We start from the raw sequence: 21711 nt of genomic DNA on the forward strand, positions 1-21711 counted from the left end.
GTCACTTATCCTTGCTGGTTCGGATGATCGGAATCCACCGGTGGCAAACTTGGTTCCGGTCTGAGCTTGTTCTTGAATTCAGAGTAAAGCGTGCGTAAATGCAGGATCACGATCAGCACAATCAGGCTGAACAGGATGGCCGCGATGGGGCGATCGATGAAGTCGAGCGGCGACTTGACCCGTGCCATGGCGCTGCGCAACTTTGTTTCCATGATCCCGCCCAGCACCATGCCTAGAATGATCGGCACAATCGGCAGGTCTAGCCGCTTAAGGATCAGCCCAAAGACCCCGAATCCGGCTGCAATGGCGCAATCGGTGATCGAATTACGCAGGCTATAGACCCCCACGAAGGCCAGAATCAGGATCATGACACCAAGGAACCGGGTCGGGATCTGAATAATCTTCAGCAGCAAATTCGTTGAAAACAGCAGGAACACCAGAACAATCACGTTAAGCAGGATCAGCGCCATATACAGGGCTAAAACGAAATCCATCTGGTTTTCGAACAGCTGAGGACCGGGAATCACGTTGTGGACATAAAATACCGAAAGCATCATCGCCGTCAGCGCCTCACCCGGAATGCCCAAAGCCAACAGCGGGATCATGGCAGCACCGGGAACAGCGTTGTTTGCAGCCTCGGACGCCACAAGGCCCTCGGGTGAACCATCACCGAACTTTTCGGGGTCTTTCGATGTCTTCTGGGCATACGTGTAAGACAGGAATTGCGATGTAAACTCTCCCGTGCCTGGCACCATTCCCATGACAACACCGATGCTGGAGGAGACGGCGGCGACGCGTTTCACGCCCAAAAGTTCTTTCAGACCAGCAAAGAGGTTGCCGCTTACATGGGCATTGCCCGGCGCATGGTTCTTTTCCAGCAGCAGCAGGAACGCCTGGCTGATCGCAAAAAGACCCAGTACGACAACGATAAGATCGACGCCCGAAGCTAACCAGCTTTGTTCAAAGGTGAACCGGCGAGTGTATTTCACGGGTTCCAGCCCCACGGTATTCAGGAAGACTCCGAAAGCAGCCAACATACCCGCGGCAAAGATCTGGCCTCGATGCGCCAGCACGACCAAAACGATGCCCAATAGCGCGGCCAGGAAAATCTCTCGACTACCGAAATGTGGCGCGACAAGAGCCAGAACCGGCGACAGCACCATCAAGCAAAGGATCGCGAACACTCCGCCGAAAAATGAGGCTGAATAGGCCAACGACAAGGCGCGGTGGCCCTGCCCGCGTTTCGTCATCGGATAGCCGTCATACGTGGTCAGTGCGTTAACGGCAGTGCCGGGTGTGTTGATCAGGATCGCGGGAATGGCACCGCCATACATGGACGATCCGTAGATGCCCAACAACAGGGTTAGGCCCACGATGGGTTCGAACGCGAAGGTTGCAGGCAACAGGATGGCGATGGCAACCGCAGCACCCACGCCGGGCAGCGCACCGATGATGACACCTCCGATCGAACCGATCAGCAGGGCGACGATGACCTGCCACTGCAGCAGGATAGCAACTCCGGACAGAAGCGTTTCCATGACGCCCTCCTTACAGGTAGGTCAACGCAAAAGCGCGCACGGAATCTGGAAGGAACTCATAGATAGCTCCGGCCGGGATTTTGACTTGAAGAAAGCCGCGAAACACGATCGTGACTACGAAGCCAAACAGCGCAGCGAGGCCAACAGCACCCGATCCACGAAACCCAGCCCGAAGAGTTAGGAAGACTGCAAACAGCATCGTCGACGGCAAGTAGCCAAGCTGCGGAACTAACAGTACATAGATCAGGAAATAGGCGACATATTCGAACGACCGAGCCCAGAACCCGACCTCGGCCCAGCGGCCGCTGATCCGCTCTGACAAGGCCGAACTAAGCCAGTGCAGAAAGCCGAACACCACCATGCTCCAGACTGCGATGGTGGGCCACAGACTGGGCTGTGCGAACCATTTGGTTCGTTTGACGACCTTGGTCTGATCACCAAGTTGGGACAGTAGAAATACTGCGAAGGCCAGGAACAATACCGCAAAAACAACATCACCCGGCCGGCGATATCTTTTGAACATGTCCTGTAACGTCTTAGCAATCATAGCATCCTCCCAACCTGAAAAGGGCGCGAAGCAATGCCCCGCGCCTCGATCTGGAACTTATTCGCCCAGAATTTCTTCGATTTTTGCGAAAGACGCTTTGTCCGTTTCGATCTGCGCGTTCGACGCATCCGGGTCCTGCCAGTAGATCAGCGCACCGGTTTCTGCGGCCAATGCCTTGGCTTTGTCTGATTGCAGAGCCTTCTGCGCGGCGGCCGTAATTTTTTCGCGCGCATCATCTGGTGTGTCCTTGTGAACGAACAAACCGTTCCAAAGCGCCAGCGGTAGATCCGGATTAATTTCAACGATCGTGGGTGTGTCCGGCACCAGTGAAATTCGTTCACCGCCGATGCTGGCTAGAACATTCACCTGATCGAGACAGGGCAGCACCAGTTGAAGCGTGGTGTTGATTACATCCACATCGCCTGAGGCCAGTGTGTTGCAATCCAACGCGTCAAATGCAGCTTCGCTGGCGAAGTCGAAACCGCTGCTGACCGCCGCCGCAAAGGTCACCTGGGTTGGTGGCAAGACCGAACCAAAATGCCCGAGCGCCACGTCGTTTTCTTTGCCATGCGCCACGAGTTCTTCCCAGTTCGAAAACGGCGCGTCTTTGCTGGCTGCAATCACAAAGGGATATGTCAGGAAGATACCGATAGGATCAAACGGGTTCGGATTAAGTTCGGGAATGCCAATTTCCGGTCCAATAACTGGCACCCCAATTACGAACGATCCGATCGTGTAGCCGTCCGCCGGGGCAGTGGCCACTTCTACAGCACCGGGAAACGGTCCACCGCCGCCGCCGGGCTTGTTCACCACTGCCGCAGGAACACCGTACATCGCCTGGAATTCATCCGCGATCATCCGCGTCAGAACATCTTCCAGATCGCCCGGAGGCCACGGAACCACAAAGGAAACCGGCTTTTCGGGATATTCGGCCAGTGCAGCTGTTGCAGAAGCTACAAAGGCGGCGGTTGCTAGAAATTTCTTCATTGACACCTCCCAGTGCGTGGTTCATTTATTGAACCGTGTTAACAATAAATATCTTGCTTTGTTAAATTGTATCTGTCAAGTATGTGGTGTGCCTAAGGAGGTATGAAGAATGGGGACTGCCCTTAACGCTCTGAAAATGTTAGAATATTTTTCGAACTCGCAGCCGGAGATCGGCCTGAGCCAACTTTCTCGGCTGTCAGGAGCCAACAAAGCAACCACGCTCAGGCATCTGCGGGCGTTGGAAGAATTTGGCCTGATCGAGCAGAATCCGATGTCCAAGTCCTACATGATTGGCCCCGCGGCGCTGCGATTGGCGGCGCTGCGCGAGATTGCCAAACCCGGTTTGGAAGGTGCCCGTTCACAGATGCGGTCCGCGATGCAAGTCGTCGGAGAAAGTCTGCACTTATCCCTTCTTGAAAAAGACACGCTCAAAACCGCTCTTGTGGTCGAGACGACGCAACATAGCGTGCGCGTCAGTCTGGATCCGACCGAGATCATCCCAATAAATGCCACCGCATCGGGTCTGTGCATGTTAAGCTTTGGCCCCACTTTTCTTTTTGAGCGTCTCGGTTCTGATCCGCTTACCCGCTATACAGACCAGACCCTTACTGACCCGGATACTATTCGTGAGCGAGTCAAGCTGGTCGGTCGCGCAGGATGGGCCAACAGCAATGGCAGCTACGAGGATGGCGTTTATGGCTTTGCCTCGCCGATCTTTGGTATCGACCAAATCGCAATCGGAACAATAGCGATCGCCGTTCCCGAAAGCCGTGCCACTAGCGAACGGCTGCCAGCCATCTTGAGTTCTCTTCACACACTTACGCATGAGCTGACCGCAAACTTTGGCGGCCAGATACCCGAGACATTTCCAACCGAATTCCACCCGCGACAGGCAGTGGACTCAATACCCGGAGAACCCCGAAATGAAAGATTCCAACTTTCTGAAGGAAAATAACGCTCGACATTTCTGGCATCCAATGGCGCACCCTGCCGACAGCCAGAAGAACCCGCCCACAATCCTGACCGGAGGCGAAGGGGTCAGCATCGTCGATGTTGACGGGCATAAGGCCATCGACGCCGTAGGCGGTCTTTGGAACGTAAACCTTGGCTACTCCTGCGAACCAGTCAAACAGGCGATTGCTGATCAGCTGAACGCCCTGCCCTATTACTCCACCTTCCGTGGCACCAGCAACGACAAGGCAATTGAGCTGTCATATGAGCTTGCTCAGTTCTTTGCCCCCGATGGGCTGACCCGTGCGTTCTTCACATCGGGCGGTTCCGATTCAGTTGAGATCGCGCTGAAACTGGCGCGGCAGTATCACAAAGTACGTGGTCAGGAGGGGCGCACCAAATTCATCAGCCTGAAACAAGGCTACCACGGCACCCATTTCGCCGCCGCCTCGGTAAATGGAAACCAGAAGTTCCGAGCGGCTTATGAGCCGATGATGCCAGGCTGTTTCCATGTGCCCGCTCCGTGGACTTACCGAAACCCGTTCGATGAGACCGACCCCGAACGTTTGGCGCAGCTCTGCGTCAAAGCGTTGGAAGCAGAAATAACGTTCCAGGGCGCGAACACCGTCGCCGCTTTCATCATGGAACCCGTTCTTGGCGCCGGCGGCGTGATCCCGCCGCACAAAAGCTTCATGCCCATGGTGCGCGACGTCTGCTCGAAACACGGCATTCTTCTGATATCGGACGAGATCATCACCGCCTTTGGCCGAACCGGCAGCGAAAGCGGCGCTCGGCATTGGGGTGTGCAGCCCGACATCATGACCACCGCCAAGGCAATCACCAATGGATACTTCCCGTTTGGTGCGGCCATGATCTCGGGCGCAGTCGCCGAGGTGTTTGAAAGTGACACCACAGGCAAGGCGTCAGTTGATCAGGGTTATACCTATTCCGGCCACCCGGTCGGCGCGGCAGCCGCTTTGGCGGCCCTGTCGGAAATCAACCGCCTGCGGGTCTGGGAAAATGCGTCCGCTCGTGGGGATGAATTGTTCGCCGGTCTGAAAAAGCTGGCCGAGAAATACGACGCGATTGGCGACGTGCGCGGCGGCGAGGGTCTGATGTGCGCGCTGGAACTGGTGTCAGACCGTGCCACCAAAGCACCTATCGCCAGACATCTGCCGTTGCAGGTCCAGAAGGCAGCCTACGAAGATGGCGTGATGGTCCGTGTATCGGGCAACAACATCATCCTGTCGCCGCCTCTGATCATCACATCTGACAATGTTTCCAAGATCCTGTCGGCACTCGATACCGGTCTGGCAAGTCTCTAACCGCCGCTCTGACCCTGATCTGCAAGGCCGGGGTCAGACTTTTACGGCCTGCAACTCCTCAAGGAGGTCCAGCAGGTGATCCAGCTTTTCGCGTCCCATCTGCGCCTCGATATTACTGGTGATCGCCAAAGACGTCGCGAGGTTATCCGCAAGAATCCTACGCCCGTCATCCGTAATCTTCACCATAGTGCGGCGCTTGTCCTGGCTATCTTGACGGCGGGTGATCTGGCCTTCGGCCTCCATCGTGCGCAGAATGCGCGTCAGACTGGGCAACAGCAGACATGCCTCGTTGGCGATGGCACTTTGTTCGACTTCGCCCAATTCGTCCAAAACACGCAGGATGCGCCATTTTTGTTCGGTCAGCTGAATGCCCTGCAGCATATCCCGGATCGGGGCCATAACGGTTTCGCGCGCGCGCAGCAAAGCAATCGGAAGGGATCGAGACGTGCTCTGGGTGTGGCTTTGAGTGTTCATATCCGACTTCTAGAGTTCCAATTCGGGAATTGCAAAGATTAACAAAGCAAGCTCTTGACGAGCGTAGCGCAATTTACTAAACATGTTAACAATAAAGGAGGAGACATGCCACATTTCCACGTCGAATACTCCGGCAATCTGGACGATCGTGTCGACATGGGTGGCTTGTGCGAGTGCATTCGCGCGACGGCGGTGGAGATAGATACCTTCCCCTTGCCAGGCATTCGTGTCCGCGCCATCCGCGCTGACCACTATGCGATCGCCGACGGCAACCCAGACCATGGCTTCATCGATATCTCGATACGCCTGCGTGGCGGCCGCCCTGATGACGTCAAGCACGATGCCACACAGCGCATTTTTGCGGCAGTCAATGCTTATCTGGCACCCGCCTTGTCACAATACTCGATCGCGCTGTCGCTTGAGATGCGCGACATCGACCCAGACCTTTCGCCCAAGACCGGCACGATCCGAGAACACTTGAGCGCGACCACGCAGGAGACCTGAAGCATGAGTGCACTGGACACAAATATCGAGAAACTAGCGGGATTCTTGGCGCGGTTCAAAGAGACGGGTATCAAGAACCGCATCGCAGGTGAGGATCGGGACGGCGCTGCAGGCGTGTTCCGGTCCACATCACCGGTAGACAAGTCAGTGATTTGCGATGTCGCGCATGGTACCGCCGATGATATCGATGCAGCGGCCAAGGCCGCCCATGCCGCATTCGCCGATTGGCGCGACATGCCCGCAACCCAGCGTCGCCGCGTTCTGCTGAACGTAGCCGAAGCCATCGAGGCGCGCGCCGAGGAAATCGCCCTGTGCGAATGCTGGGATACTGGACAAACCCTGCGGTTCATGTCCAAAGCAGCACTGCGCGGGGCCGAGAACTTCCGCTATTTCGCCGATCAGGTGGTCCAGGCCCGCGATGGCCAGCATCTGAAGTCGCCTACGCTGATGAATATAACCACCCGCGTGCCGATCGGCCCGGTGGGCGTGATCACCCCTTGGAACACACCGTTCATGCTGTCGACTTGGAAAACAGCTCCGGCACTGGCCGCCGGTTGCACTGTGGTTCATAAACCGGCCGAGGACAGCCCCCTTACTGCGCGTCTGCTCGTAGAAATCGCCGAAGAGGCCGGCTTGCCCAAAGGAGTGCTGAATACGGTTAACGGGTTTGGCCCTGATGCGGGCAAGGCGCTAACCGAGCACCCACTGATCAAGGCCATCGCTTTTGTCGGCGAAAGCCGCACCGGGTCGATCATCACCAAACAGGGTGCCGATACGCTCAAGCGTATGCATCTGGAGCTTGGAGGCAAGAACCCGGTCATCGTTTTTGATGACGCCGATCTGGACCGGGCGCTGGATGCAGTGATCTTCATGATCTACTCAATCAATGGCGAGCGCTGCACCTCTTCTTCACGCCTGCTGATCCATGACACGATCAAGGAAAAGTTCGAGGCCAAACTGATTGAACGGGTAAACAACATCAAGGTCGGCCACCCGCTGGACCCTGCGACCGAGATCGGCCCGCTTGTGACCGAGGAACACTACAACAAGGTAACCAGCTATTTTGACATCGCCAAAGAGGATGGTGCGACCGTGGCAGCCGGCGGCGTCAAAGTGGGTGACGAGGGCTACTTCGTTCGCCCGACCCTGTTCACCAATGCCACAAACCAGATGCGCATCGCGCGTGAGGAGATCTTTGGCCCGGTTCTCACCTCCATCCCCTTTTCGACCGAGGAAGAAGCGTTGGAGATCGCCAATGACACGCCTTATGGACTAACCGGCTACGTTTGGACCAGCGATCTGACGCGCGCGTTGCGTTTTACAGACAAGCTCGAAGCCGGAATGATCTGGGTGAACTCAGAAAACGTCCGCCACCTGCCGACACCCTTTGGCGGCGTTAAGGCCTCTGGCATTGGTCGTGACGGCGGCGACTGGTCGTTCGAGTTCTACATGGAACAGAAACACGTCGGATTTGCTACTGGCCAACACAAGATCGTGCAGCTGGGCAAGTAATCCAGATTCTGCGGTATCCCAACAGTGGGCCGCACATCGAACTAAGTTAGGATACGCGCAAACACCTATGGTTCAGAATACCCGTTTTGGGTCTGACCAAATGTCGTCCGACCGCCCGCCCTCCCTTCGAGGCGGTCGAACGCCACCTTTCATAAGGAGGAATTGTCATGGGGAAGATCGTACAGGCCGCAAAGATCACGCATGTGCCAAGCATCTGGATGTCCCACACAATGCCCAAGTACAAAGGTATCCGGCAACCTGCTATTGATGGATACGCGCGCTTGCGTCAGGACGCGATTGACCGCAGCGTCGATACGTTCATCATTTTCGACACGCATTGGATCACCAATCAAGGCTTTCACCTTAACGCCAAGAACCACCATAAAGGCCGGTTCATCAGCCACGAGCTGCCGCATATGCTGGCGGATATGGAATTCGATTATCGCGGTGACCCAGAGCTTGCGAACAGCATTCTGGACGTGATGAAGGAACGCGGCGAACGCGCACTGGGGCATGCCCAGCCCGATCTGGGCATGGAATATGGTACGCTGCTGCCGATGCATTTCATCAACGACGGCGTCAATGCTCGGGTGCTGCCGGTGGCGGTCAACCAGTTTTCCTCAATTGCCGAAAACCGTGTCTGGGGCGAGGCCATCGCAGAAGGCATCCGGCGTTCGGATCGTAATGTCTCGATCCTGGCATCCGGCTCACTGAGTCACGATTTCACGCCAAACGAACGCTCAGTCGATGGGTTGAATGCGGTCAATGGCGAATTCAACCGTCAGATGGATCTCCGTGTATTGGAGCTTTGGGAACAAGGGCGATTTGAAGAATTCCTCGAACTCCTGCCCGACTACGCCAAGAAATGTACAGGCGAATGCGCGATGAACGACACCGCGCTGCTGTTCGGAGCTCTGGGCTGGGGCAGCTACCAAGGCGAAATCGATATCTACACGCCCTATTTCGGAAGCTCTGGAACGGGTCAGGCAAACATCAGCTTTTCGGTCTGAGACCGAGACACAGGAACCATCAGAATGTCAGAGCTTCGTCTCAACGATCCTTCTTTGCTAGTTCAGGCAGCCAAAGTAGGAACCAATTGGATCGGCATAGCCGACATGACGGATACAATCGACGTCACCAACCCGGCTACGGGTGAGGTAATCGGCAAAGTTCCCAATCTGGGGGCCGAAGAAACCGCTATCGCCATCGCCGAAGCGCAGACCGCTCAGAAAGCGTGGGCCGCGCGCACAGCCAAAGAGCGCAGCCAGATTCTGCGGCGCTGGTATGACCTGATGATGGAGAATCAGGACGATCTGGGCGCCATACTTACCGCCGAGCAGGGCAAACCGCTGGCCGAAGCCAAGGGTGAGATTGCCTATGGGGCCAGTTTCATCGAGTGGTTCGCCGAAGAGGCGCGTCGCGCTTATGGCGACGTGACGCCCGGCCATGCGCCGGACAAGCGGATCGTCACCATAAAACAGCCCATCGGAGTCGTGGCCGCGATCACGCCATGGAACTTCCCTAATGCCATGATCACACGCAAGGCCGGCCCGGCCCTTGCCGCAGGCTGTTCGATGGTTCTGAAACCTGCCAGCCAGACGCCCTTCTCTGCCATCGCACTGGCAGTTCTGGCTGATCGGGCAGGTCTGCCGGACGGGTTGTTCTCGGTCCTGACCGGATCAGCGCGCGGGATCGGCGGCGAGATGACGTCCAGCAAGGTCGTACAGAAGCTGACCTTTACAGGATCGACCGAGATCGGCGCGCTGCTTTATGCGCAATGTGCTCCTACGATCAAGAAACTGGGGTTGGAGCTGGGCGGCAACGCGCCGTTCATCGTGTTCGACGATGCCGATCTGGATGCCGCCGTCGAAGGCGCCGTTATCGCCAAGTTCCGCAACAACGGTCAGACCTGCGTCTGCGCCAACCGCATTTATGTGCAAGCCGGTGTGTATGACGCCTTTGCCGAAAAGCTGGCCGCGAAGGTGGCGGCCCTTCCAACTGGGAACGGGTTTGACGAGGGCATCATTTTTGGTCCCCTGATCGATCAGGCCGCCGTGGAAAAAGTGACCGAACATGTCGCTGACGCCACGGCCAAAGGCGCAACTGTAACCCTTGGCGGCAAGGCCCACGAATTGGGCGGCATCTTCTTTGAACCCACTATTCTGACCGGCGTGACATCGGAAATGGCCGTGGCTACAGAAGAAACCTTTGGCCCTGTTGCACCCCTGTTCAAATTTGACACCGAAGATGAGGTCGTCGCGGCGGCCAACGACACTGAATTCGGCCTCGCCTCATATTTCTATTCCCGTGATCTGGCCCGCGTCTGGCGCGTGTCTGAGGCGCTGGAATATGGCATGGTCGGGATAAATACCGGGCTGATCTCAACCGCCGAAGCGCCATTTGGCGGGGTTAAGATGTCCGGCTTGGGCCGCGAGGGATCGCGCCACGGGCTCGATGACTTCATGGAACTGAAATATCTGTGCATGGGTGGCATTAACGCCGCCGAGGAGGCCTGATGCGTTTTTCAACTTACACCGCCAAAGGAGCAACCTATTTCGGTGCCATCACCGATGACGGTGCAATTGCGCTGAACGACGCGTTCCCCGATCACGGCAGTCTCTACGAGGTAATCGCCGCAGGCGCGTTCGAAAAACTGGCCGAGCATGCCGCAGGCCGCGAAGTGACCCACAGGGAATTCACTTACGAAATGGTGATGCCAGATGTTCGTCGTATTCTGTGCGTCGGTGTAAACTTCCCGGACCGCAACGCGGAATACAAGGATGGTAGCGAGCAACCGAAGTATATGTCGCTGTTTCCGCGTTTTGCCAGCGGATTCACCGGACACGACCGCCCGCTAATCCGTCCTCCGGAAAACCACACGTTGGATTATGAGGGCGAGGTCGCTATCGTTATCGGGAAGTCCGGTCGCCGCATTGCACAAGCAGATGCCTATGACCATATCGCAGCCCTGACATTGTGTAACGAAGGCACAATCCGCGACTGGGTGCGCCATGCAAAGTTCAACGTCACGCAAGGAAAAAACTGGGACAATTCCGGTTCCATCGGTCCGTGGCTGGTGCCTTTTACCGATGCAGCCCAGCTAGACGACGCGCGCATTCAGACCCATGTGAATGGCGAGTTGCGCCAAGACGACACTCTGAACCGCATGATGTTCCCGATCCGGCGCGAGATCGAATACATCTCGACCTTTATGACATTGCAGCCTGGCGACATCATCGTCACTGGTACGCCCACCGGGGCAGGGGCGCGTTTCGATCCACCGAAATACCTGGCGCCCGGCGATGTGGTCGAGGTGTCGGTTGAAGGCATCGGCACACTGCGCAACACAGTTGAGGACGAACAGGTATGACCCCCGAAGATCACACCCGCGCCGCTGCCGATCTTCTAAGGGCCGAAAACACGCGCGAACAGATCGGACTCTTGTCGCTGCGCCATCCCGAGATGGGGATGGACGATGCCTATCAGGTGCAAAACGCCATCTATCGTCAGAAGCTGGCGCAAGGGCGCAAGGTGATTGGCTGGAAAATCGGACTGACCTCGAAGGCGATGCAATATGCGCTGAATATCGACATCCCCGACAGTGGCATTCTGTTCGATGATATGGCGTTCGATCATGGCGGAACCGTTCCTGAGAACCGGTTTATCCAGCCCCGTATCGAGACCGAAATTGCGTTTGTCATGAAATCTGCGGTGAGTGGAGAGGGCGTCACGCGCGACGACATCATTGCCGCCACCGATTACGTTGCGCCTTCGATCGAAATCCTTGACACCCGCATTCAGCGTGTCGATCCCGCGACCGGAAAGACGCGTAGCGTATTTGACACAATCAGCGACAACGCCGCCAACGCAGGCATTGTGCTGGGTCCCGGGCGGCACGCGGTGGATGCATTTGATCTGCGTTGGGTCGGGGCATTGACCTTCCGCAATGGTGAGATTGAAGAAACCGGTTTGGGCGCAGGCGTTCTGAATGATCCCGTTGAAAGCGTCGTCTGGCTGGCCCGCCGTATGGCGCAGTACGGCCAGAGCATCGAGCCGGGTCAGGTTATCTTGTCTGGGAGTTTTATTCGGCCAGTCGAATGCCCTCCGGGCACTGAAATCCATGCAGACTTCGGGTCTTTTGGCTCGGTCGATATCAACTTTGCCTAAAGGAGACCGGAGATGCCTGCGCCCCACAACGCGTTTAAGGTCGCGCTAAAGTCTGGCCGACCGCAGGTCGGCTGCTGGATTGGAATGGCTGATGCTTATGCCGCCGAAATCGCAGCCACATCTCAGTTCGATTGGTTGCTAGTTGACGGAGAGCACGCGCCAAACGATCTGCGCTCGATTCTGGATCAGGTACGGGTCATCGAAGGATCAGGCTGCGTACCCGTCGCGCGACTACCAACTGGCGAGACCTGGATGATCAAGCAGTATCTGGATGCGGGTGTTCAGAACATACTGGTGCCGATGGTCGAAAGCGGCGATCAGGCGCGTGATCTTGTTCGCGCCGTGCAATACCCGCCGCAAGGTGTGCGCGGTGTCGGCTCGGCGCTGGCGCGCGCCTCGCGCTTTGCCGCGATCCCCGACTATCTGAAAACTGCAGGAGATCAGATCTGCCTATTGGTGCAGGTGGAAAACCGAACCGGCCTGGACGCACTCGATGATGTTCTAGCCTCAGACGTAGACGGCGTGTTCATTGGCCCCTCAGATCTGGCCGCGGATATGGGCCATATCGGCAACGCCGCCCACCCCGTGGTCGAAGCTGCCGTTCTGGACGCGCTGAATCGGATCGTCGCATCAGGCAAGGCAGCAGGTATTCTGACGATGGACCCGGCGATGCAGCGCAAATGTCTGGATCTGGGCGTCACCTTTCTGGCCACCGATATCGACGTGGTTCTGTTCGCAAAGACCTTGCGCGCAGCCGCGGATACAGCGCTGACCTTGTTGCCGGATCAAAGCGTGTCAGGCACCGCCCGGACCGATACCGCCAGAAAATACCTGAAGCAACTGTGCAAACATTGGTCTCACAAAGCCGAAGTCTCATTCGATGACAATCAGGGCTTTGTGGCTTTTCCCGACGGAGACCGGGTCAGGCTGATGGCCACAGCAGAAAGCCTGTCAATCGAAGCCGAAACCGGACCGCGAGGGGATCTGGCACGATGGCAACACGTGATCGAGGCGCATCTGATCCGGTTTGCCTTCCGTGAAAACCTTCAGATCGACTGGTCCAACTGACCCAAAAGCTAACCAAACTCTGAAAGAAAGCCATGTACGAACCCATTTACGCCATTGGGGACATCCACGGTCAACTTGGTTTGCTGCAAGAAGCGCTTATGCGTATCGAAAAAGATGGCGGCCCCGAAGCCAAAGTTGTCTTTATCGGAGATTACACGGACCGGGGTGCCAACAGTGCTGCCGTGTTGGATTTATTGATTCAAGGTCGGGACCAGGATCGAAACTGGATCTTCCTACGCGGAAATCACGACCAGATGTGCGCGATGTTTCTGGAGGACTACCCACGCAGTGACGCGCGGCTGCTTGTTGGCTATCACTGGCTACATCCCCGGATCGGCGGTGTCGAGACTTTGAGGTCTTACGGCGTTGAAGTTACCGAAGGCGACCGCGTCTTTCAGGTCCACGCCCGCGCCAAAGCGGCGGTTCCGCAGGCCCATATCAGCTTTCTGCAAGGGCTGCAGCCCTACCATTTGAAGGACAATCTGCTGTTTGTTCACGCAGGTGTTCGACCCGGTATCCCACTGAACCAGCAGGACCCGGACGACATGATTTGGATCCGAGATGAGTTTCTCGACTATACAACTCCTCACCCTTGGCTGGTGGTTCACGGCCACACCCATGTGGCCGACGCAGACCATCATGGCAATCGCATCAACCTGGACACAGGTGCAGGCTATGGGCATGCCCTGACAGCTGCAGTGTTCGAAGGCACTAAGTGCTGGATTCTTGATGCGAGTGGTCGAAGGCTTTTGACGCGCTGAGGTATCCTCGGCGTTGGACGTATCCGGTGCCGATGAATGGGTGGCCCCTTTGGACGGCTTGCAGAATTGGCCTCCAATGAATCTGGAATGAAAAACGCGATATCAGACCAATCACTTCGCGAATATCCGTTCGGCTGTTCCCGGAAACAAGGTACCCAAACCGATTGCTGCAAAACCAAACAGCATTGACATTAGTTTCATTTGTAACGATAGTCGTTGCAAATGAAACGACATGAGTCGAGCGCGCAACGTACGTCGGGAGGACACAATGGCTAAGGCATTCGCATCTCAGGGAGATTTGGTTGAAAAAAAAATCAGCTTCACAGAGGTCGGTGATGGGCTATGGGCCTTTACCGCTGAAGGAGATCCCAATTCCGGTGTGATCATTGGTGATGACAGCGTAATGATCGTTGAAGCGCAGGCAACACCTCGGCTGGCTGGCAAGGTGATCGAGAAGGTCCGTGAAGTGACCGACAAGCCAATCACGCATCTAGCGCTCACCCACTATCACGCGGTCCGCGTTCTTGGCGCTTCGGCCTACGGTGCGGATCAGGTTCTAATGTCCGAAACAACCCGGGCTCAAGTTGTCGAGCGTGGTCAGGAAGACTGGGACAGTGAGTTTCAGCGTTTCCCGCGCCTGTTCGAAGGTCACGAGAGCATTCCGGGGCTGACCTGGCCCACGACCACCTTCAAAGATCGCATGAGCGTCTATCTTGGCAACAGGCGCGTAGACCTGATGCATCTTGGGCGCGCCCATACTGCCGGTGACATTGTCATTCACGTCCCTGACCAGAACGTTATGTTTACCGGTGACATCGTCGAATACCATTCGGCCTGCTACTGCGGTGACGGTCATTTCACTGATTGGGGCGGCACGCTCGACAATATCGCCGCTTTCGATGTCGACGCCATTGCGCCGGGCCGGGGTGATGCGCTGATCGGAAAAGAAATGGTCGAAGCGGCGATCGAGTCCACCCGGGACTTCGTCGAGAGCACCTACCGCCCAGCAGCAAAAGTGGCAGCCCGCGGTGGCACCCTGAAAGAGGCCTGGGACGCTGTTCGGGCCGCCTGCGACCCGAAATTCGCGGACTACGCGATCTACGAACACTGCCTGCCGTTCAACGTTGCGCGCGCCTATGACGAGGCGCGCGGCATCGATACGCCGCGCATCTGGACGGCGCAACGGGACTTGGAAATGTGGGAGCAACTGCAGGGTTGAACGCCTGAAGGGAGGGGATTCTTCGATGTTCGATGACCGTTACAAGCTGGCTTACAAAAGCTATCCATACAAAAAGTCGCCGGATCAGGATCTGGACGCGCCGGTGCGCCACCCGGTTGTCGTCATGGGCGGGGGGCCGATCGGGATCGCCACCGCACTTGACCTTGGCAGACAGGGTATTCCGGTTGTCGTGCTTGATGACCATGAAGGCATCGGCATGGGTAGCCGCGCGATCTGTTTCGCAAAACGATGCCTCGAAGTAGCGGATCGCTATGGCTGCGGTGAGCCGATGCTCGACAAAGGAGTAGTCTGGAACCTCGGCAAGGTCTTCCACCGCGACGACAAGGTGTTCGAATTCAACCTGCTACCGGAGGACGGGCATAAATACCCTGCCTTCATCAACCTCCAGCAGCCCTACTTCGAGCAATACATGATTGATCGGCTGCGTGAACTGCAGGAAGACGGTGCCCCGATCCAGTTGCGCGGCAAAAACCGTGTGGACACGGTTCAGGTGCACGACAATCACGTCACCCTGACGGTGATGACGCCGGACGGGCTGTACACGCTCGAAGCGGACTGGTTGATCGGTTGCGACGGAGCCAATTCGCCACTACGCGGGATGCTTGGTCTGGATTTCAGCGGCCGTGTATTCCAGGACAGCTTCCTGATCGCGGATATCAAGTTGAAGGGCGATCTGAATTTCCCCACCGAGCGCTGGTTCTGGTTCGAGCCAACACACGGCTCGGGTGCCTCTGCACTGTTGCACAAGCAGCCCGACGATGTCTGGCGGATCGATTTTCAGATCGGCTGGGATGTGGACCGTGCGGAGGAACTGAAAGAAGAGAATGTCCGCCGCCGGTTGGATGCGATGCTGGGCGATGCGGACTATGAAATGGTCTGGTCCTCAATCTACACCTTCCAGTGCAAGCGGATGGACAGCTTCCGATCGGGTCGAGTGTTTTTTGCTGGCGATGCGGCGCACCAGGTTTCGCCCTTTGGTGCGCGCGGTGCCAATTCCGGCATGCAGGACGTGGACAATCTTGGCTGGAAGTTAGGGTTGGTGATTCAAGGCAAAGCACCGGAAAGCCTGCTTGAAACCTACAATGTCGAACGCATCTATGGCGCAGATGAGAATATCCTGAATTCCACCCGCTCTACTGACTTCATCACACCGAAATCTGAGACCAGCAGAATCTTCCGCGATGCTGTTCTTGGTCTGAGCGGCACTTACGAATTCGCCCGGCCGATGGTAAATTCCGGCAGGCTCTCGGTTCCTTGTGTGTACAGTGGATCGCAACTCAATTCAGCCGATGCGCTTGCGGGTGGCCCCGAGCGGACACAGCCTGGTGCCCCCTGCCCCGATGCCCCATTGGGTGACGGCTTTCTTCTGCCGAAACTCGGCGATGAGTTCATCCTTCTGACGATTGATGCTGAGGCCCCGGAAATCCTGGAAGAGGATGGAATAATCGCACGGCGGTTGGCGCTCTCGGCCCGCGACGATCCAACGGGCCAGCTCAGAAAACGTTACCTCGGCGAAGCCACTTCAGCGGTCTACCTGATCCGTCCGGATCAGCATGTCGCGGCCCGTCGGGCGGAATTCAACGAAGCCCTTATGCGTACGGCCCTGCGCCGCGCAACCGGCAAGGAAGTAAATCAATGAGCGATTTGATCCTGACCCCCAATATTGACGGAACCGACGATTTCTACGCCGATCTGCTGGCCACCCACGAGGGCAAGAACAAGGATGAGAGCGACGCAATCAACGCTCGGCTTATTCTGATCTTAGCCAACCATATCGGCGACCGCGACGTCCTGAGCCAGGCTCTCAGGGCCGCAGACATCACGTAATCCAAGGGAGGAAACCATGAACATCAAACTGAAGGGCAACGCCCTGCTGTTCGCCGGCATTGCAACCGCTGCCATATCCATCGCAACAACAGCCGTTGCCGAGACCAAACTTGCCCTGTCAAGCTGGCTGCCGCCGCGCCACCCGATCGTGGTTGACGCCATCAAGCCTTGGGCAAAACAGGTAGAGGAAGTCACCGATGGCCGTGTGACGGTGCGCGTTCTGGCAAAACCGATGGGCCCGCCCCCGGCGCATTACGATATGGCTGCCGAGGGAATTGCCGACATAACGTATGGCTTGCATTCCTTTACAACAGATGATCGCTTTACCCGCTCGCGGATCGGGCAGTTTTCGTTCATCGGTGACGATGCTGTTGCTGGTTCCAAGGCGTTCTGGAACGTCTACTCAGGCCCGCTGGAGGCTCAGAAAGAACATGAAGGCACCAAACTTCTCGGGCTTTTCGTGCACGGCCCCGGTTTGCTCCACAACAATGTCCGCAAGATCGAAACGACGGATGACTTCTCTGGTTTGAAGATCCGCGTGCCGGGCGGCTACATCTCGGATCTGATGTCCGGGCTTGGGTCCACGACGCTGTTCATGTCTTCGGGTGAAGTCTATGAAAAGCTTTCGCGCGGTGTGATCGACGGCGTGACCTTCCCCTTTGACGCCCTTGCCGCTTTCAAACTGACCGGAGACGTCAAATACACGATGAAAGTGCCCGGCGGCATCTACAACACCACCTGGTTCATGGTCATGAACGAGGATAAGTGGAACGAGATTTCCGAAGAGGATCAGGCCGCAATCGAGGCGATTTCCGGTGAAGCCTTTGCCGCCCTGGTCGGTGAGGCCTGGGTCGGCGCGGACCAGAAAGGCAATGCCGCGGCCGAAAAGGCCGGGATCGAAATCTACGAAGCACCAGCCGAGGTGGTTGATGCGATCAAGTCCCAAGCTGCTGATGCCGAAACCGCGTGGTCCGAAGCCATCTCGGCAGATGGCTATGACGGAGCGGCGGCACTGGAAGAGATCCGCAAACAGGCTGGCGTGGAATTTTGATCCATGGAGCGGCTGCGCCATCGTTTCCCCGACCAGCCCCCTGAAGAGGGGCTGGACATCGGGCTGCTGCTCGACCGGTCACTAGGTGTCGGGGCTGCGCTGATCCTGTTCAGCCTTGTCCTTATCACTTGTGTCGACGTGGTTGGCCGTTACTTGTTTAACGCGCCGCTTTCCGGTGCATTCGAACTTACTGAAATACTACTGGCAGCGCTTGTTTTCCTGGCCCTGCCGCTGACGACCGAGCGCCGTGAACATGTTGAAGTCGACCTGCTGAATCTGGCGCTCGGACGCAAGGCGCAACGTCTAATGTCTGCTTTTGCAGGCCTGTTTTCTGCGGCCCTGTTGGCCACCTTCGCTTGGCGGCTTTTCACCCACGCAGCCAAGGCTGCCCATGACGGCGCAGTGACCAATGCCCTGGAGATTCCACTGGCACCATTCGGCTATCTGGCCGGAGTCTCCTGCATGGTTTCGGCGTTCATTGCATTCCTGCGCGGATTACAACCACCCGTCGAGCACGAAACTGACAAAGATCACCTAGAGGGCGCACCATGATTGAATCACTGATCGGGTTTGCGATCCTACTGGGCCTCATTCTGCTGCGCGTGCCCATTGCGTTCGCGATGGCGGCCGTGGGTGGATTCGGATTTGCCTTCATGCGCGGTTGGGAACCGGCCTGGGCCATGACAGGTCAAGTGGCCTTTGACACTTCGTTGTCCTACTCGCTTTCGGTCATCCCCTTGTTCATCTTCATGGGCAATGTGTTGGCGGGCTCAGGCGTGGCGCATGGGTTGTTCGCAGGCGCTGATCGGCTTTTCGGCAGATTGCGCGGCGGGCTTGCCATGGCATCGGTCTTTTCGTGCGGCGGTTTCTCTGCGGTCTGCGGGTCATCGCTGGCCACAGCGGCCACGATGTCTAAGGTGGCGATGCCTTCCATGCGCCGCTTTGGCTATGATGATCGGCTGGCAACCGGTTCGATCGCTGCTGGTGGTACGCTGGGAATACTGATCCCTCCTTCGGTGATCCTGATTATCTATGGCCTCCTGACCGAAACCAATATTGCCAAGCTCTTCATCGCCGGGATTGTGCCGGGTATCATCGGTGTGCTGCTCTATCTCGGCGCAGTCATGGTGGCGGTACGGATCAACCCCGCTCTGGCACCCGAAGAAGAAAACACCGAACCGATGAGCCGGTCTGACGTCATCGGTGTCTTTTGTGTGCTGGGCCTCTTCCTCTTCATCATGATCGGCATTTATGGCGGCTTCTTTACGCCGACCGAGGCCGCTGGAATGGGCGCAGGTGCTTCGATCCTTATCGCAATAGCCCTCAGAACGATGACGTGGCGCAGTTTTTATGCAGCAACGCTGGATTCAATCCGCGCGACGGCGATGATCTTTGCCGTCATCATCGGGGCAGAGCTTTTCACCAACTTCATCAACTATGCCGGATTGCCGGATGCATTGTCGGGTTTTGTCATCGACAACGAACTGCCGGTCTGGGCGGTGATCCTGTTTATCATCGCAACTTACATGGTGCTTGGCTGCGTTCTGGAAAGCCTGTCGATGATCCTGCTGACGGTGCCGGTCTTCTACCCGCTGATGTTCGAGCTTGAGTTTGCCAACGAACTGCTTCTCGACCCCGAAAACGCGTTGATCTGGTTCGCAATTGTCGTCGTCGTAGCCACTGAGATCAGCCTGATCACCCCACCAGTAGGCATGAATGTTTTTGTGCTTAAGGGTGTGCTGCAGGACGTATCACTTGGAACCATCTTTCGTGGGGTTTTGCCATTCTGGATCGCAGACATCCTGCGGCTGACATTGCTCATCCTCGTCCCTTCTCTGTCGCTCTGGCTGGTGGGGCTGATGTAAACGGTCGGTCGGCCCTTTTGCGCCGCCTCGGCCCAAAAACTGCTCCCTCGGAAAGGAGGAACCGATGAAAATCGAGAAAATCCATCACGTCGCTTACCGCTGCAAAGACGCAAAAGAGACGGTCGAATGGTATGGAAAGATGCTGAACATGGACTTCATTCTGGCCATCGCCGAGGATCACGTCCCCTCGACGCATGAACCGGACCCCTACATGCATCTGTTCCTGGACGCCGGGGACGGCAATGTGCTCGCCTTCTTCGAATTGCCGACCAAGCCAGAGATGGGCCGGGATCCAAATACCCCCGTCTGGGTGCAGCACATCGCCTTTAAGGTGAAGGATCGCGAAGCGCTGATTCAGTTCAAGGATCATCTGGAAGCCAACGGCGTCGAAGTGCTGGGCGTGACTGACCATTCGATTTTTCACTCCATCTACTTCTTCGATCCTTCTGGTCACCGGATCGAGCTGGCCTGCCCGGACCCGGAGGAAGAAGAGATGCTGAAGCGCATGGACGAAGTGAAATGGCTGATGCTTGAGGATTGGTCGAAGACCAAGAAAGCTCCTAAACATGCTGATTGGCTGCATGCCAAGGAACTCAACAAGTCTGCCTGAAAGACTTCCTGCGCCGGTTGGACTACCGGCGCGGGCATTGACCTTTGATTGGACTTGATGCGGCTTGAAACAGAACAAAAGCGTTATGAAACTGTACAGCTACTGGCGTTCTACAACCTCTTACCGGGTTCGGATCGCTCTTAATCTCAAAGGTGTTTCTTACGAAACGATACAGGTCGATCTGGTTTCCGGGGAACAACGCGCGCCGGAATACGTCGCGTTGAATCCCATCAAGGGTGTCCCTACTCTGATCCTGGAAGATGGTCGCGTGCTTACCCAGTCGCTAGCGATCATCGATTACCTAGACGCCACAATTCCCAATTTCCCGCTTGTGCCAGAAGATCCGTTCGAGCGCGCTCGGGTCAAGGCTGCGGCCCATACCATAGCAATGGATATTCATCCGGTTAACAATCTCAAGGTTTTGACGCATCTGAAATCCCGCTACGGTCTCACGGCCGAAGATGGGATCGAGTGGTTCCGGCATTGGATGACTGAAGGGTTCCAGGCCTATCAGGCACTTCTGCCTGACGGTGTCGCCTTCAGTTTCGGTAACAGGCCGGATCTGGCCGATATCAACCTGGTCGCGCAACTATACAACGCGCATCGCTGGGGCGTCGACATGACATCTTTCCCGCGGCTTCTTGAGATTGAAAAGCGCGCCTTGGCGCTGCCTGCATTTGACGCTGCCCACCCTGAAAACCAACCCGACGCCTCTTGATCTGAGAGGTTCGATCCCCTGCTGGTTCGACACCTTGATTATGCTGAATCCCGTACTCAGATTGGCTCAGACTACGCCTGGCGGTATGGCGAGACAGAAGAAGTTTTATGTCGCCGTTGCAGCCTTGAGAAGCGCGGTTACCCCTCGGTCCAGCGCCGCGCGATCCTCGGCGGACATGGAATTCAGCATCTCCTGCGCACAAGCATCAACTTGTGGCAGAAGCTTTTCGAATTGTCGAAAACCTTCGGGCGTGCAGTGATAGACCCGGATTCGGCGATCCTCCTCGGATATCGTACGTGTTATCAGCCCCTTATCATCAAGCTTCTGCGCGGCTCTGCTGACTTGGACCTTATCCAGAGTCGTGCGTTGGGTAAGTTCAAGCGAAGTCAGACTCTTGGCGTTGGCAAGCAGAAAAAGAAGGCGCCACTCTTCCCGAGATAGCCTAAACTCTCGCTGATACACCTCAGTTAGCTTTCGGGAGAACGCCTCCGACGCCACGGCGAGACGATATGGAAAGAAGGAATCTAGTTGCATACGAAACTATAAGTCGATTTTGTTTCATGTGC

Annotated in this window: 23 protein-coding genes; 18 read left to right on the forward strand and 5 right to left on the reverse strand. The window is 56.7% G+C overall.

What is annotated here, in order from left to right:
- Window positions 1-5 precede the first annotated feature (5 nt).
- From GOW16_RS15350 to GOW16_RS15360, 3 genes are read right to left on the reverse strand one after another with little or no spacing between them, the layout of a single operon-like run.
- Window positions 6-1538, reverse strand: coding sequence for a tripartite tricarboxylate transporter permease (locus GOW16_RS15350; RefSeq protein WP_170416521.1), 1533 nt, complete (start codon window positions 1536-1538; stop codon window positions 6-8).
- 10 nt (window positions 1539-1548) lie between these two features.
- Window positions 1549-2085, reverse strand: a complete 537-nt coding sequence (locus tag GOW16_RS15355) for a tripartite tricarboxylate transporter TctB family protein (RefSeq protein WP_170416523.1) — start codon at window positions 2083-2085, stop codon at window positions 1549-1551.
- A 57-nt stretch (window positions 2086-2142) separates the two neighbouring features.
- Complete coding sequence (locus GOW16_RS15360; RefSeq protein WP_170416525.1) at window positions 2143-3072, reverse strand: tripartite tricarboxylate transporter substrate binding protein; 930 nt, start codon at window positions 3070-3072, stop codon at window positions 2143-2145.
- A gap of 109 nt (window positions 3073-3181) precedes the next feature.
- Between GOW16_RS15360 and GOW16_RS15365 the strand changes: the two genes are divergently transcribed.
- Entirely contained in the window at window positions 3182-4027 is an 846-nt protein-coding gene (locus GOW16_RS15365) for an IclR family transcriptional regulator (RefSeq protein WP_170416527.1), read from the forward strand.
- Complete coding sequence (locus tag GOW16_RS15370; RefSeq protein WP_170416529.1) at window positions 3996-5348, forward strand: aminotransferase class III-fold pyridoxal phosphate-dependent enzyme; 1353 nt, start codon at window positions 3996-3998, stop codon at window positions 5346-5348. Before GOW16_RS15365 ends, GOW16_RS15370 begins: the two co-directional genes overlap by 32 nt.
- Window positions 5349-5381: 33 nt before the next feature.
- Here the strand turns inward: GOW16_RS15370 and hpaR are convergent, their stop codons facing one another.
- Window positions 5382-5822: a homoprotocatechuate degradation operon regulator HpaR gene (hpaR, locus tag GOW16_RS15375; RefSeq protein ID WP_170416531.1), complete on the reverse strand. Its 441-nt coding sequence runs from the start codon at window positions 5820-5822 to the stop codon at window positions 5382-5384.
- A gap of 105 nt (window positions 5823-5927) precedes the next feature.
- On the opposite strand from hpaR, the gene GOW16_RS15380 reads away from it, so the two are divergent.
- From GOW16_RS15380 to maiA, 16 genes are all read left to right on the forward strand, one after another.
- Window positions 5928-6326, forward strand: coding sequence for a 5-carboxymethyl-2-hydroxymuconate Delta-isomerase (locus GOW16_RS15380; RefSeq protein ID WP_170416533.1), 399 nt, complete (start codon window positions 5928-5930; stop codon window positions 6324-6326).
- Between the two features lie 3 nt (window positions 6327-6329).
- Window positions 6330-7838 (forward strand): 5-carboxymethyl-2-hydroxymuconate semialdehyde dehydrogenase, encoded by a 1509-nt coding sequence (gene hpaE, locus GOW16_RS15385; protein ID WP_170416535.1) that lies wholly within the window; start codon window positions 6330-6332, stop codon window positions 7836-7838.
- Between the two features lie 167 nt (window positions 7839-8005).
- Entirely contained in the window at window positions 8006-8848 is an 843-nt protein-coding gene (gene hpaD, locus GOW16_RS15390; RefSeq protein ID WP_170416537.1) for a 3,4-dihydroxyphenylacetate 2,3-dioxygenase, read from the forward strand.
- Window positions 8849-8872: 24 nt separating this feature from the next.
- Window positions 8873-10354, forward strand: coding sequence for an NAD-dependent succinate-semialdehyde dehydrogenase (locus tag GOW16_RS15395; protein ID WP_170416539.1), 1482 nt, complete (start codon window positions 8873-8875; stop codon window positions 10352-10354).
- Window positions 10354-11208 (forward strand): fumarylacetoacetate hydrolase family protein, encoded by an 855-nt coding sequence (locus GOW16_RS15400; RefSeq protein WP_170416541.1) that lies wholly within the window; start codon window positions 10354-10356, stop codon window positions 11206-11208. The genes GOW16_RS15395 and GOW16_RS15400 overlap by 1 nt, the downstream gene beginning before the upstream one ends.
- Window positions 11205-12005, forward strand: coding sequence for a 2-oxo-hept-4-ene-1,7-dioate hydratase (gene hpaH / locus GOW16_RS15405; RefSeq protein ID WP_170416543.1), 801 nt, complete (start codon window positions 11205-11207; stop codon window positions 12003-12005). Before GOW16_RS15400 ends, hpaH begins: the two co-directional genes overlap by 4 nt.
- Before the next feature lie 12 nt (window positions 12006-12017).
- Entirely contained in the window at window positions 12018-13073 is a 1056-nt protein-coding gene (locus tag GOW16_RS15410) for an aldolase/citrate lyase family protein (RefSeq protein WP_170416545.1), read from the forward strand.
- 32 nt (window positions 13074-13105) lie between these two features.
- The gene (locus GOW16_RS15415) at window positions 13106-13834 is read left to right on the forward strand and encodes a metallophosphoesterase family protein (RefSeq protein ID WP_170416547.1); all 729 of its coding nucleotides are present in this window, start codon (window positions 13106-13108) and stop codon (window positions 13832-13834) included.
- Window positions 13835-14102: 268 nt separating this feature from the next.
- Complete coding sequence (locus tag GOW16_RS15420) at window positions 14103-15053, forward strand: MBL fold metallo-hydrolase (RefSeq protein ID WP_170416550.1); 951 nt, start codon at window positions 14103-14105, stop codon at window positions 15051-15053.
- A gap of 25 nt (window positions 15054-15078) precedes the next feature.
- Complete coding sequence (locus tag GOW16_RS15425; RefSeq protein WP_170416552.1) at window positions 15079-16713, forward strand: FAD-dependent oxidoreductase; 1635 nt, start codon at window positions 15079-15081, stop codon at window positions 16711-16713.
- On the forward strand, window positions 16710-16901 hold the full coding sequence (locus GOW16_RS15430; RefSeq protein ID WP_170416554.1) for a DUF2783 domain-containing protein: 192 nt from the start codon (window positions 16710-16712) through the stop codon (window positions 16899-16901). The genes GOW16_RS15425 and GOW16_RS15430 overlap by 4 nt, the downstream gene beginning before the upstream one ends.
- Before the next feature lie 16 nt (window positions 16902-16917).
- Window positions 16918-17952, forward strand: a complete 1035-nt coding sequence (locus tag GOW16_RS15435; protein WP_170416556.1) for a TRAP transporter substrate-binding protein — start codon at window positions 16918-16920, stop codon at window positions 17950-17952.
- Between the two features lie 3 nt (window positions 17953-17955).
- Window positions 17956-18504 carry a TRAP transporter small permease gene (locus GOW16_RS15440; protein WP_170416558.1) on the forward strand — a complete coding sequence of 183 codons (549 nt, stop codon included), beginning with the start codon at window positions 17956-17958 and terminating at the stop codon, window positions 18502-18504.
- Window positions 18501-19817, forward strand: coding sequence for a TRAP transporter large permease (locus GOW16_RS15445; RefSeq protein WP_170416560.1), 1317 nt, complete (start codon window positions 18501-18503; stop codon window positions 19815-19817). The genes GOW16_RS15440 and GOW16_RS15445 overlap by 4 nt, the downstream gene beginning before the upstream one ends.
- 64 nt (window positions 19818-19881) lie before the next feature.
- A complete protein-coding gene (locus GOW16_RS15450) occupies window positions 19882-20427 on the forward strand; it encodes a VOC family protein (protein ID WP_170416562.1) in 546 nt (181 codons plus the stop codon).
- 85 nt (window positions 20428-20512) lie between these two features.
- A complete protein-coding gene (gene maiA, locus GOW16_RS15455) occupies window positions 20513-21145 on the forward strand; it encodes a maleylacetoacetate isomerase (protein ID WP_170416564.1) in 633 nt (210 codons plus the stop codon).
- 105 nt (window positions 21146-21250) lie between these two features.
- On the opposite strand, the gene GOW16_RS15460 is transcribed toward maiA, so the two are convergent.
- Entirely contained in the window at window positions 21251-21679 is a 429-nt protein-coding gene (locus tag GOW16_RS15460; RefSeq protein WP_170416567.1) for a MarR family winged helix-turn-helix transcriptional regulator, read from the reverse strand.
- Window positions 21680-21711 lie beyond the last annotated feature (32 nt).

This window comes from Ruegeria atlantica, from assembly GCF_013033965.1.
Taxonomy (GTDB): domain Bacteria; phylum Pseudomonadota; class Alphaproteobacteria; order Rhodobacterales; family Rhodobacteraceae; genus Ruegeria; species Ruegeria atlantica_D.

Coding starts and splice junctions, on each gene's coding strand:
- GOW16_RS15350 (WP_170416521.1), bottom strand. CDS start 1,538: ATGGAAACGCTTCTGTCCGGAGTTGCTATCCTGCTGCAGTGGCAGGTC.
- GOW16_RS15355 (WP_170416523.1), bottom strand. CDS start 2,085: ATGATTGCTAAGACGTTACAGGACATGTTCAAAAGATATCGCCGGCCG.
- GOW16_RS15360 (WP_170416525.1), bottom strand. CDS start 3,072: ATGAAGAAATTTCTAGCAACCGCCGCCTTTGTAGCTTCTGCAACAGCT.
- GOW16_RS15365 (WP_170416527.1), top strand. CDS start 3,182: ATGGGGACTGCCCTTAACGCTCTGAAAATGTTAGAATATTTTTCGAAC.
- GOW16_RS15370 (WP_170416529.1), top strand. CDS start 3,996: ATGAAAGATTCCAACTTTCTGAAGGAAAATAACGCTCGACATTTCTGG.
- hpaR (WP_170416531.1), bottom strand. CDS start 5,822: ATGAACACTCAAAGCCACACCCAGAGCACGTCTCGATCCCTTCCGATT.
- GOW16_RS15380 (WP_170416533.1), top strand. CDS start 5,928: ATGCCACATTTCCACGTCGAATACTCCGGCAATCTGGACGATCGTGTC.
- hpaE (WP_170416535.1), top strand. CDS start 6,330: ATGAGTGCACTGGACACAAATATCGAGAAACTAGCGGGATTCTTGGCG.
- hpaD (WP_170416537.1), top strand. CDS start 8,006: ATGGGGAAGATCGTACAGGCCGCAAAGATCACGCATGTGCCAAGCATC.
- GOW16_RS15395 (WP_170416539.1), top strand. CDS start 8,873: ATGTCAGAGCTTCGTCTCAACGATCCTTCTTTGCTAGTTCAGGCAGCC.
- GOW16_RS15400 (WP_170416541.1), top strand. CDS start 10,354: ATGCGTTTTTCAACTTACACCGCCAAAGGAGCAACCTATTTCGGTGCC.
- hpaH (WP_170416543.1), top strand. CDS start 11,205: ATGACCCCCGAAGATCACACCCGCGCCGCTGCCGATCTTCTAAGGGCC.
- GOW16_RS15410 (WP_170416545.1), top strand. CDS start 12,018: ATGCCTGCGCCCCACAACGCGTTTAAGGTCGCGCTAAAGTCTGGCCGA.
- GOW16_RS15415 (WP_170416547.1), top strand. CDS start 13,106: ATGTACGAACCCATTTACGCCATTGGGGACATCCACGGTCAACTTGGT.
- GOW16_RS15420 (WP_170416550.1), top strand. CDS start 14,103: ATGGCTAAGGCATTCGCATCTCAGGGAGATTTGGTTGAAAAAAAAATC.
- GOW16_RS15425 (WP_170416552.1), top strand. CDS start 15,079: ATGTTCGATGACCGTTACAAGCTGGCTTACAAAAGCTATCCATACAAA.
- GOW16_RS15430 (WP_170416554.1), top strand. CDS start 16,710: ATGAGCGATTTGATCCTGACCCCCAATATTGACGGAACCGACGATTTC.
- GOW16_RS15435 (WP_170416556.1), top strand. CDS start 16,918: ATGAACATCAAACTGAAGGGCAACGCCCTGCTGTTCGCCGGCATTGCA.
- GOW16_RS15440 (WP_170416558.1), top strand. CDS start 17,956: ATGGAGCGGCTGCGCCATCGTTTCCCCGACCAGCCCCCTGAAGAGGGG.
- GOW16_RS15445 (WP_170416560.1), top strand. CDS start 18,501: ATGATTGAATCACTGATCGGGTTTGCGATCCTACTGGGCCTCATTCTG.
- GOW16_RS15450 (WP_170416562.1), top strand. CDS start 19,882: ATGAAAATCGAGAAAATCCATCACGTCGCTTACCGCTGCAAAGACGCA.
- maiA (WP_170416564.1), top strand. CDS start 20,513: ATGAAACTGTACAGCTACTGGCGTTCTACAACCTCTTACCGGGTTCGG.
- GOW16_RS15460 (WP_170416567.1), bottom strand. CDS start 21,679: ATGCAACTAGATTCCTTCTTTCCATATCGTCTCGCCGTGGCGTCGGAG.